This window comes from Bradyrhizobium sp. USDA 376, assembly GCF_054063675.1.
Genome location: NZ_JBSSGN010000001.1, coordinates 8,946,947 through 8,960,821, shown reverse-complemented (window position 1 = coordinate 8,960,821; position 13,875 = coordinate 8,946,947). Strand labels below are relative to the sequence as shown.

Genomic DNA, 13,875 nt, shown 5'->3' with positions numbered 1-13,875 from the left:
GCGACGTCGATGCCCTTGGCAACGAAACGTCGGGCGAGCGCGGTACCGATCGCTCCCGATCCAAGGATGATGGCGCAATTCATTTCGGCCCTTCCCGATGCGATATCTTTCGTAGGCGCAGGTGGTTCGACTTACTTCTTCAGAACATTCCGTTCGCATTGGCGCGCGGAATGTTGGGCGCGATCAAGGGGGCCGAGTTCTTTGGGTCTCCGACTACCTGCAAGGTGTCCCAATGTTCGATCGCTTTGCCGTCGGCGTCCATTTTGTAGATGTCGACACCGGCGATCCCGGTGTCATTCGGATCGTCATTGAATAGGTTCAGGAAATTCACGTGTGCCCAGACATAGTCGCCGACGGCGATGATCTTGTGGACGACAACGCGTGCCTGGGCGCGTTCCCTGGCAATCTTGCCGAAGAATTTCCCCAGCTCTACAGGGCCGTCCGGAATGAGCGGGTTGTGCTGGATGTACGCTGGACTGACGTATTTGGCCGTCGCTTCCTCCGATTTCTTCTGGTTGATCATCTGGTCATAGAGAGCAAGTACGTTGTTCTTGTTGCGAACGGCGCGGCTATCATTGGCATCCAGAAGTTCGATCATGGTCTTCTCCCCGGTGTGCATGAAGGTTGACGAGATTGTCTTAGCTCAAGCCCGCGAGCTGAAGGCGCAATGCATCCTGCTCAGAGTCAGGCTTTTCGCGAGCCACCCGCAGCATCTCTTCGGCGTCCGAGCCCACCGGCGCACGGCTCGGTGCGGGTACTTGCTCGGCGATCTCGATTACTCTCTTGGCAGCGGAGGCTGAATCGAGCCCGCTGTTCTGCATGCTGTTGAGAGCGGTTGCGAAGGCGCCGAAAGTCTCTCCGTACAGCTCGCGTTGTTCGGGCGTCATCGTGTCGGCGACTTGCTTGAGGGCGTTGGCCGTCTTCGCCGGACCGCCGGTTCTCATATTGCCCGCGGGAGCCACGACGACATCGATGCCAAAACGTTTGAGCTCGGCGCGATAGACGGTCAAGAACACCTCCATCGCCGCCTTCGATGCGCCGGATGGTCCGTTGAATGGCAGGGGCAAGCTCGCCGTCCAGGTGCTGATCTGGACGATTCGGCCACGGGCCTGTCTGAGCGCTGGCAGAAGTGAGTTTATGACAGAGAGGGCCCCGAACACGTTGACTTCGAATTCGTGCCGGATGGCGCTCGGCTGCAGAACTTCGAGAGGTCCTGGCGTCAAGATACCCGCGTTGTTGATCAGGAGATCGAGTCCGGCATCGCCGAGAGCGTCGGAAACGCCGCCGGCCCAGGCCTTTACCGCGTGTTCCTTGGTCATGTCGCAGACTGTCAAGCTAACGCGTCCACGGGAAGCATCCTTTAGATCCTGCACTTCCACGGTGGTCATGGCCGTGCCGAAAACAATATAGCCTTTGGCCGCCAGTCCGAGCGCGATGTCGCGGCCAAGACCGCCACCGGCACCGGTGACTGCTGCGGAGCGGCTCGGCTGTTCAGAGGGTGTTGGCATTTGAGTTCTCCTTTTCTGGCGGCAGTTGGCACCTGCGCCGCGACGCGCGGACGATGGGCGCAACTTCGGTTCCAGGAAGCTCGATCGAGCGCCTCATCGCTGCGGTTCGAGAGATGCCTACTCGTCTGGAAGGTGAGCCTTGAGGGCATCCCTCGCATCGAGCATTGTTTTAGCGACCGTGGTCCGGATCGCAGATCAAACAGCGAGCTTGTGAGCCTCGGGCATGTACCACTTGATGATGTCCCGGACTTTGTCGGCGAGCGGCGACTTCCAGTCACGAAACAGCTCCGTGACCAGGGCGAGGGACGTATTGGGGATCGCGCCAGCGGCAGTCAGACGTTCGATCGCTGTGCGATGGGCGAGCTGCGACATACCGCCAACCGCATCAACGACGAACATGGCGTCGTAGCCGCCGCGCAGTGCATCGACGATCGGAAATGCCAGACATATCTCGGTGTAGAGCGCACCAAAGATCAGCTTTCTTCGGCCCGTCTTCTCGATGGCGGCCCGGAATGCGGCGTCTTCCCAGGCATTCATCGAGCTGCGGTCGATGACCTCGACGCCGGGTAATTCGTCCGCAATCGACGCTCTTGTCGGACCATTCACGCCCATCTTGACGCCGACAGAACTCAGCACCACTGGGATATTGAAAGCCTTGGCGACCCTGATCAGAAAGCGGACATTCAGATCGATCCGGTCCGAGGTCGTCTCGGACTTCACGTTCTCGAACATTTCCTTCTGATAATCAATCAGAACGAGCGCGACCTCTTCCGAGGACCAGACACCATGGGGTCCACTCATGACAACCTCCCTTTTTGTTTATGGCCTTGGAAAACAGAATGCGCGAACGGGCTCGCCCGCGCGCCGCGGCAAGTCATCGGCTTGCCTGGATTGGTGCTTGGGACTTCAATCGGCGTGCGTCCAGACTCAACGAGCCCGCGCCGAAGGCGGCGATCTGAAGCAAGCCACCCGCAATCGCGACGTTCTTGAGAAAATGAATCGTCTGATTTTGGTCCGCGAAATCGCGATGAAACGCCAACCCGGCCGCCAGCGCAAAGACCGCCAAGATCAGAGCGACGATTCGTGTCTGATATCCAATGACGAGCAATACTCCGCCTCCGGCTTCGATGAGGATCGCGATCAGGTAGCCGAGAAGCGGAGCCGGAAGGCCCGCCGAGGCGATATAGCCTTGTGTCGCTGCGGGCGCTGCGATCTTGCCGAGGCCGCTCAGAAGAAAGAGAAGAGCAATCAGGACGCGGCCGGCGGCTGCAAGTGTCGTGGTCTGGTTTTGCATCGGGAGAGCCTGCGCAGTTCGACAAGGGACGCGTCAGAGGCCAAATGGCGACAAGAACTTGAATACCGTTCCCATCTGCGGTCTTCTAGCCTAGGTTCTTGCCTAGCTGTGTCGCGGAAAGTGGAACGCCGATGTTTGACCTGGAAGACCTGCAAACGTTTGTCGAAGTGGCCAATGCTGGTGGCGTCTCTCCGGCCGCCCGCCGGCTCGGGGTCTCCAAGTCGATCGTTAGCCGGCGGCTGCTGAGGCTGGAAGCGGAGCTCGGCATCCAGCTTCTCGCGCGAACCACCCGAGGGGCCGCGCTGACCGAAGCCGGCGTCACGTTCCGCGACCACGCGGCCAGGATTTGCGCCGAAATGGATATCGCGCGGGAGACCATTTTGCCGGCTGGCGAACTGCGCGGGCTCTTGCGAATCGCGGCTCCGCTATCCTTCGGGACCACACATTTGGCGCCTGTCTTTGCTGAATTGGCGCGGAGCCACCCGATGCTCTGTGTGCATGCATCTTACAGCGATCGCTTCGTCGATCTTGTTGGAGAAGGTTTCGATTGCGGCGTACGGGTTGGCTATCTTCCGGATTCCAACCTGGTCGCCCGTCGCATCGGGCCGCTTCGGGGAAGCCTCGTCGCGAGCCCGGATTACATCAAGGAGCATGGCGCGCCAGAGACGCTCGACGACCTTCCGATGCACCAGGCCTTGTTGCAGGGCACGGAAGTTTGGAAACTTATCGACGGCGATGAGACTGTTACCGCCCACCCGCAGGGACGATTCAAGGCGGACAACGGCGTCGCGCTTGTCGCGGCGGCAGTGGCAGGCCTAGGGATTGCCGCGCTACCGGATTTTCTGGCCAAAGAGCATTTGGCTTCTGGCGCTTTGGTGCCCGTGATGACACGTTATCGATGTCCGCCAGCCGGCGTATATGTCGTTCGACCGCCGGGTCAGCATCCGGCGCGAAAAGTCCGTGTACTCACCGAACTGTTGATCCAACATTTCGGATAGCGCCGATGCCCTGCGGTGTCGGTCGAGAAGCGATCCGCAAGCTTCCGAGCCGAGGTGACCTGATCCTAGAACTTGAAGCGTGCGAATGCGGACGCGTACTGAACGTTGCGTCCGGGCGTTGCGCTATCGGTTAGGAACGGACCTACGGTGAAGTACGCGTACGCCAGCGAGAGGTCGACGTGCCGGGTGGCGTGCCATACGATCGACGCCGAAAGCTGGTCTCCGATGTATCGCTCGCGGTTCTCTTGCCCCGTTCGCAACAGATTGCCTCCCAACCCGTAGACGCCGTCGTTGAGGCTATTTCTCCAGAACCAGTCATAGTCAATTCCGAACTGAACTGAATCTGACAGGTGTGCTTGGAGCGAGACGCCGAGACGCAACATATTGGAAGGGCCGTTCAGGCTGATGGCGGCTTGTCCGAAGTAGATGCCGCTCGGAAAGAGTGGATTGAACGTTCCGAAAGTGCGGCTTCCTGCGCCGCCATCGCCGCTTGTTGCGCCTGCCTTGAGACTGACCCGAGGTGAGAATTGTGCCGACTTGAAGCTATATCCCGTGTCGGTGGCGAATGAGTAGGCGCTCAGGGGCAGGCCTGCGAAGCTGCCGGTCTGATACGTCAGCTCCCAGTCGTAGTCCCAGTTTTCCTGACGGCCAAAAGCCCGCACACCGAGTGTATGGCGATTCTCGTCGCCTGTACCGCGATCAAACGTGGTCTGGCGATTGTTGATTCCTAGATAGTAAAGGTCGAAGCCGCCACCGATCGAAGGAAGCGGCTTCGTCGTATAGATGCCCCAGAACGTCGTGCGTGTGTCCGTCGGATCGTCGAACACCTGCGAACGGTTCAGCACGGGTTGAGTGACGAATGCCGTTGCGCGCCAAGAGCTACCGTCGAGGATCGATGAGAATCCATCGAAAGCACGCCGGACATTCGGTCCCTCGCGCACGTCTACCAACCTGCCGGAGCCGAACTCAAATTCCTGTCGGCCGAGGCGAAGCGCGACTTTCGCATCAAAGGATGTTGGTACGTCGAATTCAGCAAACGCTTGTTCGATCCACAGGCGATCCTCGTCCACTGGACGGGGGCCGCCGTTGCGTCCGAGTTCGATCGCGCTAGAGAGTTGGCCGAACAGGCGGATTCCGCCCAAGTGCCGGTCCGCATACGCCGAAACGCGCTGAAGCAGGTAGCCGTCGCGGTCCTGCGGTCCCACTCCCCAATTGGCGTTGCGAAATACTTCGTACCACTCGCGCACCTCGCCACCGAAGGTCAGATACTGGTCTTTCCGAGAATCCAGGGGAATGAATTTGATGGCGTCCATGGAGTCGCGTCTGCATGTGACATCTCGGAGATAACCGTAGTCTTCGTCTTGACGCAGCAATGCATAGGGAGGCGGTGCCGGGCAGATCGCGCCTGCCGATGCGCCGATCGGAACTGTGCTGAGGATGAACGTCCAAAGCGTCGAGCGGCCCCAATATTTCGTCGGTGTCCTCATTGACGCGGCCCCACCATTCAGGAGGTCATTCGCGCGAACAATGATCGGGACCCGACTACACGTCCTACCGCGTGGTCAAATTCGTGCCGTGACACTCCGCTTCTCTGCCATATCGGTCTGGCTGAAGGCGGGCTAGTCCCGCAATCTGCCGATCTGTGTCGCGAAATATCGAACGCTGGGCGTCGCCAAGGAAGCCGACGATCCTCTTAAAGCCGGAGATCGAGTCACTCTTATTGGGGGGGCGAGCGCATTTGACATCGCGCCAAGTCGAAAAAGCCCCCTCGACTCCTTCGCGCTCGCGCTTTGGCGTCAGAAAAAATCAGGCGAATAACCGAGCGGCATCAGCGGCCTATGAAATCGAGTCACTCTTAAAGGTGGAAATCGAGTCACTCTTATAGAGGAATCGAGGCACTCTTTCGGTGTCCGCACAACGCGATCGATTTCGTGGTGGGCCCGGCAGGACTCGAACCTGCAACCAGACCGTTATGAGCGGCCGGCTCTAACCATTGAGCTACAGGCCCCCGCCTAAGACCCGGAGCGGACACTCCGTGTCCACCTCCCGGATATGGCGCTGTTTCAAGCCTCTGGCTTTCTGACAAAGCCAAAATACAGACAAAGCAGGAAGAGCATGAAATGGACGATGGATCGGCCACCGCTGATCTCAGGCGTTTCGACGAAACCGGTCCCCAACAGAGGCACCGAAACATCCGCGAGATAGAGATAGAAAAGGATGCCGGATGACACGAAGAACGCACCTGCCAGAAACTTGCGAAAGTCTCTGCTATGCCACGCGAAATAGAGGCTCCCGACAGCCATGATGACAGCTGCAACGATGTAAAGGGCAATTGTCATCGGTTTCTCCTGGTCCCGTTGATCGCGACGCTGCATGGACAGTTTCCTTGCCGCCCGACCTGCTCGCCGAAATTTTTCGTAACATCCCTTAATCCAATGTCATGCGTCCGCATCGTATTCCTTTTCCGAGCGCCGGAGGGAGTTTGAAAGTCTCGTCCTGCGTAGCGTAGGCCCTTGTGGCGTCGAATGGTTATCAGGGACAGGCTGTCGGTGCAGTGCGCGCTGCTAACTGGCTTGGCCGGGCAGGTGCGGCAATGATCATGGGAGTCTGTCGGCGGCGCGGTGCCGCCGTGTCGCACGGCTGTGCTTCGAAGACATCCTTTGCTCCGGTGGCGGCGATGGCCGCCGTATTTCTGTTGTCTGGGTGCGCCACCGCCCCCTTGACCAGAGGCGGCTCGCTTTCGTCGTACGACAACATGGCGCCGTCTGACGGCGTGCTGGCGAAGTCGCTGGTCCGTGTCAGCAAGGACTATGTGCTGGCTGCCAGGACGGTCCGGATCGCTCCGGCGACATTCCCGAAAGCCGCATCGCCAACGCTGTCACAGGAACAGCGTGCGCTCGTCGCGAATGCTGTGGATCGCGCGCTGTGCATCGGCCTGAGCGAACGGTTTCAGGTGGTCGGGCCCGATCAGCCGGCGGACCTGACAACCCGTGTGATCGTGACCCAGGCCGCTCCAACGAACGAGGTCGCGGCGGGCGCATCCAAGGTGGTATCGGTCGTGCCGGCCGCATTGGGGGTGATGGCGCCGATACCGCGCCTGCCGGTCGGGCTCGGCAGCCTGACGCTGGAAGCGGAGGCGCATGATCGCGCAGGGAAGCAGCAGGCCGCGATGATCTGGGCGCGCGGCGCCAATTCGTTCACCAATTCGCCGATGGTCTCGACTGCCGGTGACGCTTACGACCTCGCCGGCGTATTCGCCGGCGACTTCGGCGAATTGCTGATCAAGGGCGAATCGCCGTTTGGAAAAGCGCCGAGCCTGCCCTCGCTCGACAAGCTTGGAGCGTCACTGGGCGGCAAGCCGAAATACGAAGCCTGCGAGGCGTTCGGGCGAGGACCAGGAGTCGCCGGGATGGTCGCCGGAGGGCTCGGATTGCCACCGGAATGGTCCGACAAAGGTGCACCGGGCAACAACCAATAGCCGAGAAGGTCATTGCGTCGCGGCAATCTACCGGCGCGGTACAAGATGCCGCCCGGATCTATTTGGGCAGCAGAACCGTTGCCGTGAACCCGCGATCATCCTGGGTCTTGAAGCTGATCGACCCGCCATGGCTCAGGATAACGTCACGCACGATGGTCAGGCCGAGGCCCGTGCCGGGAATTTTTGCGCTTCTGGCCTGATCCAATCGACGGAATGGCGCCATGGCTTCCTCGAGCCTGTGCTCGGGGATGCCGGGTCCGTTGTCGCTGATGCTGACTTCGACTTGTCCTGAGCCTGCTTCGAGGCTCACGCGCGCAGCCTGGCCATATTTCACGGCATTGTCGATCAGGTTCCGGAACGCCCGCTTGAGAGGTATCAGGCGCCCGGCAATTTCAAGATGATCGGGTCCGACGTAGCTGCAGTCATGTCCCTTGTCCGCGGCTTCGTCGACCAGGCTGATGAGCAACGCCGCCAGATCGATCGGCTGGGTGGTCCCTTCGCTTGCTTCCCCGCTTGCGAAGGCCAGCGTGGTGTCCACCATGGCGGTCATATCGTCTATTTCAGACATGATGCCGCTGCGGTCATCATCATTGTCGAATTGCTCGGCGGAAATGCGCATTCGCGTCAGCGACGTTCTCAGATCATGCGAGATCGCCGCGAGCATCTGCGTGCGCTCCCTCACGAACAGCAAAAGGCGGCGCTGCATATCCTCGAACGCCCGGGCAACGACGCCAAATTCATGCAGCCCCTAGTCGGAGACCGCGACGAAATCCCGCGTCTTGCCGATTTGATCCGCGGCTTCGACCAGCCTGTCGAGCGGCGCAACGATCCTGCGAGTCAACAACGTAGAGATTGCCGCGATGATCAAACCGCCGCCGATCAAGGGGAGCAGCGGGACGAAGGAGTTGAAGCCGGCAACCGTCGGCTCGGCAAACGATACGCTGATCCAGGAATTGTCGACACCCTGAACGACGATCCGCAGGCTGGCGGGTACGAGCGTCTCCGGCTCGCCCGAGGTCAGAGGCCATGAGCCCAATGAAAGACCGATAGACGGGGGCTCCAGCTTGGTCTTGAGACTTTCAAACGGTGCCACGACCGAAAAGCCGGCGTCGTACACCTCGACGGTCCGAATGCTTTGCCCAAGCATGGTTTTGATCGTCGCGCCGAGCCTGGCAAAGATGGGTTCCTGGCTCTTGTCGGATTTGTTGGTCGGTCTCTCCTTCGACCAGGTCACGGACAACCGCGAGCTCAGCTGCTTCGATTTCGCCGTGCGCTCCGCAACCGGCTGCGAGAAGATCTCCGTGGCGATATGGCTCGTTTGTTCGGCCAGCCACCGGGCTCCCGTCAACCGCACTTCCGGTTCTGCAAAAAGCCAGACCTGAAAGGCGGCCTGCGCCTGAATGACAACCAGGCTCAGGACCATGGTCACGGCAATCCGGCGGCCGATCCCCGGGCGCCAGAGCCAGCTGAGCGGCTGTTCCCTAGCCGACATCATTTTCGACGACCGGCGTGAAGATGTACCCGCCGTTCCTGACTGTCTTGATCATCGCCGGATTTTCCGGATTTTCTTCCAGCTTGCGTCGCAGACGCATGACCTGAACGTCGATGGTGCGATCGACCGACGTGCTGGTCCGTCCCCTTGCCAGATCCAGCAGCTGGTCGCGATTGAGCACGCGGTTTGGGTGTTCGACGAAAGCCTGGAGCAGGTCGTATTCGCCGGAGGTGAGTTCGACCAGGGCGCCCGATGGCGATTTGAGCGTCCGGGCCCGGATGTCCAGCGTCCACTTGCTGAAGACGAAGACGGTCGAGCGTCCGCCGCTTTCGTTGCGACCGACGGCGGATCGGCGCCGCAGTACGACGCGGATGCGCGCCAGGAGCTCGCGCAGGCTGAACGGTTTGCAAACGTAGTCCTCGGCGCCCAGCTCCAGACCGATGACCCGATCGGTCTCTTCGGCAACCGCCGTCAGGAGTATGACCGGTATCGGGTTGTCAGCCTGCGTCTGGCGCAAGAGAGAAAGTCCGCTTTCGTCAGGCAGCATCACGTCGAGAACGATCAGGTCCAGTCTGGAAGACGCCAGCCTTTCCCGGAACTGCTTGCCATCGCTGGCAACGGAGACGCGCAAGCCTTGCTGCCCCAGGAACTTGGCCAGGCCGGACCGGATTTTCGGGTCGTCATCCACGACAAGGATATGCGGCGTCGTCATGATCGGCGCACTTCTTGCGAGGTTTTGCCGGCCTCTCAAGCCTTTTCGCGTTACATCTTGTAACAGGATCGCCTGTTTACCACGATTTTGGATCGACCGGTCGCTTGACGAAAACCGTAGATTTCCGGGACGGCCGCGCCGTTCGAGCGTGCGTAACGGAATGAAATAAACCGAAACCTGCCGCTTATCCCCCTGACACCGAGGGGTCCTAAACAGTGCGGCATGAACAAGCAACTCAATGCCGAATTCGAAACTGCCCCGGCAACCAAGGTACCGCACCCGGACGTTTGGGTCGCACCGACCTCGAAGCGATCGAAAAGACTTGGACCGAAAAGACTCGGACTCAAGATACTCTTGATCGCGCTACTGGGTGGAGTCGCGGCCGGTTCCGTTTGGTTTGTTTCGATGGCCCGGAAGCCCGCGCCGCGAACCGATAGCGCCGTCCCCGCGGGGCAGACAGAGCCTGCCGCAGTGGTCGGCCTGGGCTATCTCGAACCCTCGACGACGGTCGTCAAGCTCGGCGCGCCCGGCAACCCCGACTCTTCGAGGATCAGCAGCCTGCTCGTATCCGAGGGGCAGTGGGTCGAGGCCGGCCAATCGCTCGCGACCATGGACAGCGTGGACCGGTTGAAGGCCCAGGTCGCGCAATCCGAGGCGCAGGTCGAGCTGAAGAAGCTGATGCTGGAGCGCCAGCGGCGGGAGATAGCCAACACGACGCAGGCGCGCCGCTCCGCGCTCGACCGGGCTCGCGCGGACATCGATCAGAGTCAGGCTGAATACGATCGCCAGAAGACTCTGGTCGACCGCAGCTTCGCGACCCTGTCCAACCTGGAAAAGAAGGCCAAGGATCTGCAGACGGCACAAGCGACCAGGATCGAAATGGAGGCCGCGCTCGAACGGATCGAAGCCAAGGTGCCCGGAACGGACAAGTCGCTCGACATCGCCTTGACCGAGCAGGAGCTCTTGTGTGCGCAGGCAGATCTGGCCGTCACCAAAGCCTCGCTCGAGCTGGGGATCATTCGAGCCCCGTTCAGCGGCCGCGTTCTGAGTCTCAAGGCACGCGCTGGAGAACGCGTCGGAAACGACGGCGTGCTCGAGTTCGGCGCGACCGACGAGATGCGCGCCGTTATCGAGGTCTATCAGACCGACGTCGATCGGATCCGCGTGGGGCAGTCCGTCGAAATCCGCGCCGATGCGATTTCCACGAGTCTGCAGGGGCGTGTCGATCACATCGGCGATGCAATCGCGCGCCAGACCGTCGTCAACAACGATCCCGCATCGTCGACGGACGCGCGCGTCGTGCAAATCTACGTCGCGCTCTCGAAGCAGGACTCGGAGCGCGTGGCGAAACTGTCGCGTCTTCAGGTTCGGGGCGTGTTCGCGAAATGATCGATCGGATCATACGAAGCCTTGCCAACAGGACACCGTTGGGATGGCGGCAGCTCCGCCATAGCAAGACCCGTCTCATCGTCGCGCTCGCCGGCGTCGCCGTAGCCGACGTCCTGATCTTCATGCAACTCGGGATCATGGGCGCGCTGTTCGAGACGGCCGTCACGCCCCTTCGCATGTTCAAGGCGGACATCGTGCTGCTCAGCCCCGAGGTGCGGGCATTGGGGCAGTCCGGAACCTTGCCGAGACGGCGGTTGTATCAGGCGCTGGGAGTGGAGGGCGTCGCCAGTGGCTCCGTCCTGCAGATCGGCGCGGCTTCTTTCCGAAGCCCTAGCAGCATTCGTCAGGCCAACGTGATGGTGTTCGGGGTGGATCCGGACTTCGACGGCTTCTCCAGGCCCGAAATCGCGAGCCAATTGTCGAAACTGCGTGTCGCCGATGCGCTGCTCTTCGACCGGTTGACCCGCCAGCCGTTTGGCGCGGTCGTCGCCAGGGCCGAAGGCGGAAACGCGGTCCCGGTCGAAGTGACCGGAAGAACCGTTTCGATCGTCGGCTTGTTCTCCCTCGGCGCGTCGGTTGAAAACGACGGGTCGGCGATCGCGAGCGACCAGACGTTCCTGCGCCTGTTTCCGCGCAATTCCGCCGCTGCTGCCAGCGCGATTCTCCTGAAAGTAGCACCCGGCGCCGATGTCGAATCGGTCGCCGAACGCATCAGGCGGGTGCTTCCCGCAAGCGACACCAAGGTCATGACCACGGAGCAATATGCGGACTACGTCAAGGAGTTCATGCAGGACAATACGCCGATCGGATTCATATTCACCTTCGGCGTGATCGTAGGTTTCTTCATCGGCTTCGCCATCGTGTACCAGATCCTGTCGGCCGACGTGAACGACCATTTGCCCGAATACGCGACGCTGAAGGCGATGGGTTACACCCATCGCTACCTGCTTGGCGTCGTGTTCGAGGAGGCATTCCTGCTGGCGGCACTGGGCTTTGTCCCGGGCATCCTGCTCTCCTTTGTCCTCTACTGGTTGTTGGGCGCGGGGACGGAACTGGCCATCGCGATGCCGGCAAGCAGGCCTGCGCTGGTGCTGGCGATGACACTTGCGATGTGCCTGTTCTCGGGCGCCGTCGCGACGAGACGCCTGAAGGCCGCAGATCCTGCGGACGTTTTCTAGAGGACGATATGATCGGGCGTCATCATCGAGACATCGTGCATCAGCACGAGCGGAGTGGCCCGGCCATCGAGGCCGCTGCCGTGAGGCATACATTCGGATCCGGCGACACCGCCAGGCAGGTCCTCGTCGATTTCAACATCGAAGTGGCGCAGGGCGAAATGGTCCTGCTGATGGGGCCTTCGGGTTGCGGCAAGACCACGGTGTTGACGCTCGTTGGAGCGCTTCGGTCGTTGCAGTCCGGTCTCATTCGGACGCTCGGAAAAGACCTGCGTGAAGCTGACGAGCGCGCCATGATCGAAGTGAGGCGCCGCATCGGGTTCATCTATCAGGCCCACAATCTGCATCAAAGCCTCACGGTGCGCGAAAACATCGGCATGGCGCTTGAAGTTCATCGACCAGGAGTATTTGCGGACGAGGCCGACCTGATCGATGCGGCGCTCGATGACGTCGGCATGTTGGGTTGGGCCGATGCTCTCCCGGCCACGCTATCGGGGGGACAGAAGCAACGTGTGGCTATCGCGCGTGCGGTTGTCGCGTCTCCCCCGCTGATCCTCGCCGACGAGCCCACCGCGGCTCTCGACAAGGCCAACGGCCGCCAGGTCGTGGATTTGCTCCATGACCTCGCAAAGCGCCGCGGAAGCGCGATCCTCATGGTGACGCACGACAGCCGAATTCTCGATGCCGCCGACCGCATCGTCGAGATGGAAGACGGCCGGATCGTCAACGTCGAAACGCGTCAGCGGCCGTCCGCGAAGAGTTTCAACCAATCAACTGTCAAAGATCGAAGGGACCAGCAGGCATGCGAACCACAGCAGCAAAAATGATCAAGATCGTCCGCCTTGGAGCAGCCATCGTTTCCGCGCTCACGCCGACTGGCGGCATCGTAAGAGCCCAGGCGGAGCGAGAGTTCCTGCGTCCCGCCCAGGCGGCAAAGATGCTCGCTGACTCGCGCCCTTGGTCCGCGACGAAGAGAGACGGTCGCGACGCGACCGTCAGCTTCAATCCGGATGGTTCAGGGACGTTCCAGGGCGGCCCCTTCGCGCTGTCGACGAAGTGGGAGATCAAGGGCGAGGACATCTGCATCACGATGAGCGTCGTCGGCGTCACGTGTCATCGCTTCACCAAGGTTGCGGGAGGGCTGGATGGCTACACCAATGGCGCATTGGACCTGCAGCTCAGGCGATAGCGATGCCGCTGGCGCGCCATGAGTTGGTTTGAGCACGAGCGGTACCGCAGAGAGAGAGTTGAGCCTCTGCGGTCAAGCCACCGGCGGGATCATCCGACATGCGAACGGGCCTGAAAGCGTGATCAAGCGACGAAGGACCATCGAGGACGATTTCGGTCGGCGATAGATGCCACACGGCCTGTCGAATGCGCAAAATCTCCATGCCGCACAGAGCAAACTGCCGCAACGAGAAGGTCAGCGACCAGGGGATCGGTGGCACCGGGATCAGCGGCGGCGACCGCATGTCTGGCGCGGTGGGTCATAGGGGTGCTGAAGCAACACGGACCAAGCCCTTGTGGGGCCACTTTGAGCGCGATTCGGCTATCCCTTTGATTTTCCATTCCTCTAACCGACCTCGTTCTCGATGCCTGACAGAGGTCGTACGATGCTCGCGCTCCTGAACGATCTCTCCACTTCGGACCAGACTGCAAAAATGGGAAGCCCGGTTTGCACTGCTGTTTACGAACGTTTGATATGCCCTGGAATGACCAGCCGGGCTGGAAGATGAATGGTTGAGCGGCCCCAAATGGAAACGCGCGATTGATATGACGCGCTGATCGCGTCAGGCGAGCTCGGCAAGGTCTTCCTCCGTGAGCAAGAT

General features: G+C 60.8%; 16 protein-coding genes and 1 tRNA gene. 6 read left to right on the top strand and 11 right to left on the bottom strand.

All coding sequences use genetic code 11. The features are described from left to right. Window positions 1–139: 139 nt before the first annotated feature. From ACVJ19_RS42135 to ACVJ19_RS42120, 4 genes are all read right to left on the bottom strand, one after another. Window positions 140–598, bottom strand: coding sequence for a nuclear transport factor 2 family protein (locus ACVJ19_RS42135; RefSeq protein WP_453954936.1), 459 nt, complete (start codon window positions 596–598; stop codon window positions 140–142). Between the two features lie 40 nt (window positions 599–638). Further along, a complete protein-coding gene (locus ACVJ19_RS42130; RefSeq protein WP_453954935.1) occupies window positions 639–1,508 on the bottom strand; it encodes an SDR family NAD(P)-dependent oxidoreductase in 870 nt (289 codons plus the stop codon). A gap of 195 nt (window positions 1,509–1,703) precedes the next feature. After that, entirely contained in the window at window positions 1,704–2,309 is a 606-nt protein-coding gene (locus ACVJ19_RS42125) for an isochorismatase family protein (RefSeq protein ID WP_453954934.1), read from the bottom strand. A 73-nt stretch (window positions 2,310–2,382) separates the two neighbouring features. Beyond that, window positions 2,383–2,802: a DoxX family protein gene (locus ACVJ19_RS42120; protein ID WP_453954932.1), complete on the bottom strand. Its 420-nt coding sequence runs from the start codon at window positions 2,800–2,802 to the stop codon at window positions 2,383–2,385. 131 nt (window positions 2,803–2,933) lie between these two features. Here ACVJ19_RS42120 and ACVJ19_RS42115 point away from each other — a divergent pair, with 131 nt between their 5' ends. Further along, entirely contained in the window at window positions 2,934–3,800 is an 867-nt protein-coding gene (locus tag ACVJ19_RS42115; RefSeq protein ID WP_453954931.1) for a LysR family transcriptional regulator, read from the top strand. 65 nt (window positions 3,801–3,865) lie between these two features. Here ACVJ19_RS42115 and ACVJ19_RS42110 read toward each other — a convergent pair whose 3' ends face one another. The 3 genes from ACVJ19_RS42110 to ACVJ19_RS42100 all read right to left on the bottom strand — a co-directional run bounded on the left by ACVJ19_RS42110 (window position 3,866) and on the right by ACVJ19_RS42100 (window position 6,175). Beyond that, window positions 3,866–5,287: an alginate export family protein gene (locus ACVJ19_RS42110; protein WP_453954930.1), complete on the bottom strand. Its 1,422-nt coding sequence runs from the start codon at window positions 5,285–5,287 to the stop codon at window positions 3,866–3,868. A gap of 445 nt (window positions 5,288–5,732) precedes the next feature. Beyond that, a tRNA-Ile gene (locus ACVJ19_RS42105) sits at window positions 5,733–5,808 on the bottom strand. A 55-nt stretch (window positions 5,809–5,863) separates the two neighbouring features. Next, entirely contained in the window at window positions 5,864–6,175 is a 312-nt protein-coding gene (locus tag ACVJ19_RS42100; protein ID WP_453954929.1) for a hypothetical protein, read from the bottom strand. Between the two features lie 302 nt (window positions 6,176–6,477). Here ACVJ19_RS42100 and ACVJ19_RS42095 point away from each other — a divergent pair, with 302 nt between their 5' ends. Further along, window positions 6,478–7,278 (top strand): DUF3313 domain-containing protein, encoded by an 801-nt coding sequence (locus ACVJ19_RS42095; protein WP_453954928.1) that lies wholly within the window; start codon window positions 6,478–6,480, stop codon window positions 7,276–7,278. A 58-nt stretch (window positions 7,279–7,336) separates the two neighbouring features. On the opposite strand, the gene ACVJ19_RS42090 is transcribed toward ACVJ19_RS42095, so the two are convergent. Genes ACVJ19_RS42090 through ACVJ19_RS42080 form a run of 3 tightly spaced genes read right to left on the bottom strand, consistent with a single transcriptional unit; the run spans window position 7,337 to window position 9,482 of the window. After that, a complete protein-coding gene (locus ACVJ19_RS42090) occupies window positions 7,337–7,984 on the bottom strand; it encodes a sensor histidine kinase (protein WP_456739514.1) in 648 nt (215 codons plus the stop codon). A gap of 42 nt (window positions 7,985–8,026) precedes the next feature. Beyond that, window positions 8,027–8,773 carry a hypothetical protein gene (locus ACVJ19_RS42085; RefSeq protein ID WP_456739513.1) on the bottom strand — a complete coding sequence of 249 codons (747 nt, stop codon included), beginning with the start codon at window positions 8,771–8,773 and terminating at the stop codon, window positions 8,027–8,029. After that, window positions 8,760–9,482, bottom strand: coding sequence for a response regulator (locus tag ACVJ19_RS42080; RefSeq protein WP_453954922.1), 723 nt, complete (start codon window positions 9,480–9,482; stop codon window positions 8,760–8,762). The genes ACVJ19_RS42085 and ACVJ19_RS42080 overlap by 14 nt, the downstream gene beginning before the upstream one ends. Before the next feature lie 222 nt (window positions 9,483–9,704). Here ACVJ19_RS42080 and ACVJ19_RS42075 point away from each other — a divergent pair, with 222 nt between their 5' ends. The 4 genes from ACVJ19_RS42075 to ACVJ19_RS42060 are packed head-to-tail and all read left to right on the top strand — an operon-like array spanning window position 9,705 to window position 13,235. Beyond that, on the top strand, window positions 9,705–10,871 hold the full coding sequence (locus ACVJ19_RS42075; RefSeq protein WP_453954921.1) for an HlyD family efflux transporter periplasmic adaptor subunit: 1,167 nt from the start codon (window positions 9,705–9,707) through the stop codon (window positions 10,869–10,871). Then, complete coding sequence (devC, locus tag ACVJ19_RS42070; RefSeq protein WP_453954920.1) at window positions 10,868–12,049, top strand: ABC transporter permease DevC; 1,182 nt, start codon at window positions 10,868–10,870, stop codon at window positions 12,047–12,049. Before ACVJ19_RS42075 ends, devC begins: the two co-directional genes overlap by 4 nt. Window positions 12,050–12,057: 8 nt before the next feature. After that, entirely contained in the window at window positions 12,058–12,873 is an 816-nt protein-coding gene (locus ACVJ19_RS42065; protein ID WP_453954919.1) for an ATP-binding cassette domain-containing protein, read from the top strand. Next, window positions 12,870–13,235: a hypothetical protein gene (locus ACVJ19_RS42060; RefSeq protein WP_453954918.1), complete on the top strand. Its 366-nt coding sequence runs from the start codon at window positions 12,870–12,872 to the stop codon at window positions 13,233–13,235. The genes ACVJ19_RS42065 and ACVJ19_RS42060 overlap by 4 nt, the downstream gene beginning before the upstream one ends. Here ACVJ19_RS42060 and ACVJ19_RS42055 read toward each other — a convergent pair. Beyond that, window positions 13,225–13,518, bottom strand: coding sequence for a hypothetical protein (locus ACVJ19_RS42055; protein WP_453954917.1), 294 nt, complete (start codon window positions 13,516–13,518; stop codon window positions 13,225–13,227). The two genes, ACVJ19_RS42060 and ACVJ19_RS42055, sit on opposite strands and share 11 nt — an antisense overlap. Window positions 13,519–13,875: the final 357 nt, after the last annotated feature.

Bases quoted from the DNA above. Each gene is read 5' to 3' on its own strand.
- ACVJ19_RS42090 (WP_456739514.1), bottom strand. From the start codon at position 7,984: ATGCAGCGCCGCCTTTTGCTGTTCGTGAGGGAGCGCACGCAGATGCTC.
- ACVJ19_RS42135 (WP_453954936.1), bottom strand. From the start codon at position 598: ATGATCGAACTTCTGGATGCCAATGATAGCCGCGCCGTTCGCAACAAG.
- ACVJ19_RS42130 (WP_453954935.1), bottom strand. From the start codon at position 1,508: ATGCCAACACCCTCTGAACAGCCGAGCCGCTCCGCAGCAGTCACCGGT.
- ACVJ19_RS42085 (WP_456739513.1), bottom strand. From the start codon at position 8,773: ATGATGTCGGCTAGGGAACAGCCGCTCAGCTGGCTCTGGCGCCCGGGG.
- ACVJ19_RS42125 (WP_453954934.1), bottom strand. From the start codon at position 2,309: ATGAGTGGACCCCATGGTGTCTGGTCCTCGGAAGAGGTCGCGCTCGTT.
- ACVJ19_RS42080 (WP_453954922.1), bottom strand. From the start codon at position 9,482: ATGACGACGCCGCATATCCTTGTCGTGGATGACGACCCGAAAATCCGG.
- ACVJ19_RS42060 (WP_453954918.1), top strand. From the start codon at position 12,870: ATGATCAAGATCGTCCGCCTTGGAGCAGCCATCGTTTCCGCGCTCACG.
- ACVJ19_RS42095 (WP_453954928.1), top strand. From the start codon at position 6,478: ATGGCCGCCGTATTTCTGTTGTCTGGGTGCGCCACCGCCCCCTTGACC.
- ACVJ19_RS42120 (WP_453954932.1), bottom strand. From the start codon at position 2,802: ATGCAAAACCAGACCACGACACTTGCAGCCGCCGGCCGCGTCCTGATT.
- devC (WP_453954920.1), top strand. From the start codon at position 10,868: ATGATCGATCGGATCATACGAAGCCTTGCCAACAGGACACCGTTGGGA.
- ACVJ19_RS42075 (WP_453954921.1), top strand. From the start codon at position 9,705: ATGAACAAGCAACTCAATGCCGAATTCGAAACTGCCCCGGCAACCAAG.
- ACVJ19_RS42115 (WP_453954931.1), top strand. From the start codon at position 2,934: ATGTTTGACCTGGAAGACCTGCAAACGTTTGTCGAAGTGGCCAATGCT.
- ACVJ19_RS42065 (WP_453954919.1), top strand. From the start codon at position 12,058: ATGATCGGGCGTCATCATCGAGACATCGTGCATCAGCACGAGCGGAGT.
- ACVJ19_RS42110 (WP_453954930.1), bottom strand. From the start codon at position 5,287: ATGAGGACACCGACGAAATATTGGGGCCGCTCGACGCTTTGGACGTTC.
- ACVJ19_RS42055 (WP_453954917.1), bottom strand. From the start codon at position 13,518: ATGCGGTCGCCGCCGCTGATCCCGGTGCCACCGATCCCCTGGTCGCTG.
- ACVJ19_RS42100 (WP_453954929.1), bottom strand. From the start codon at position 6,175: ATGCAGCGTCGCGATCAACGGGACCAGGAGAAACCGATGACAATTGCC.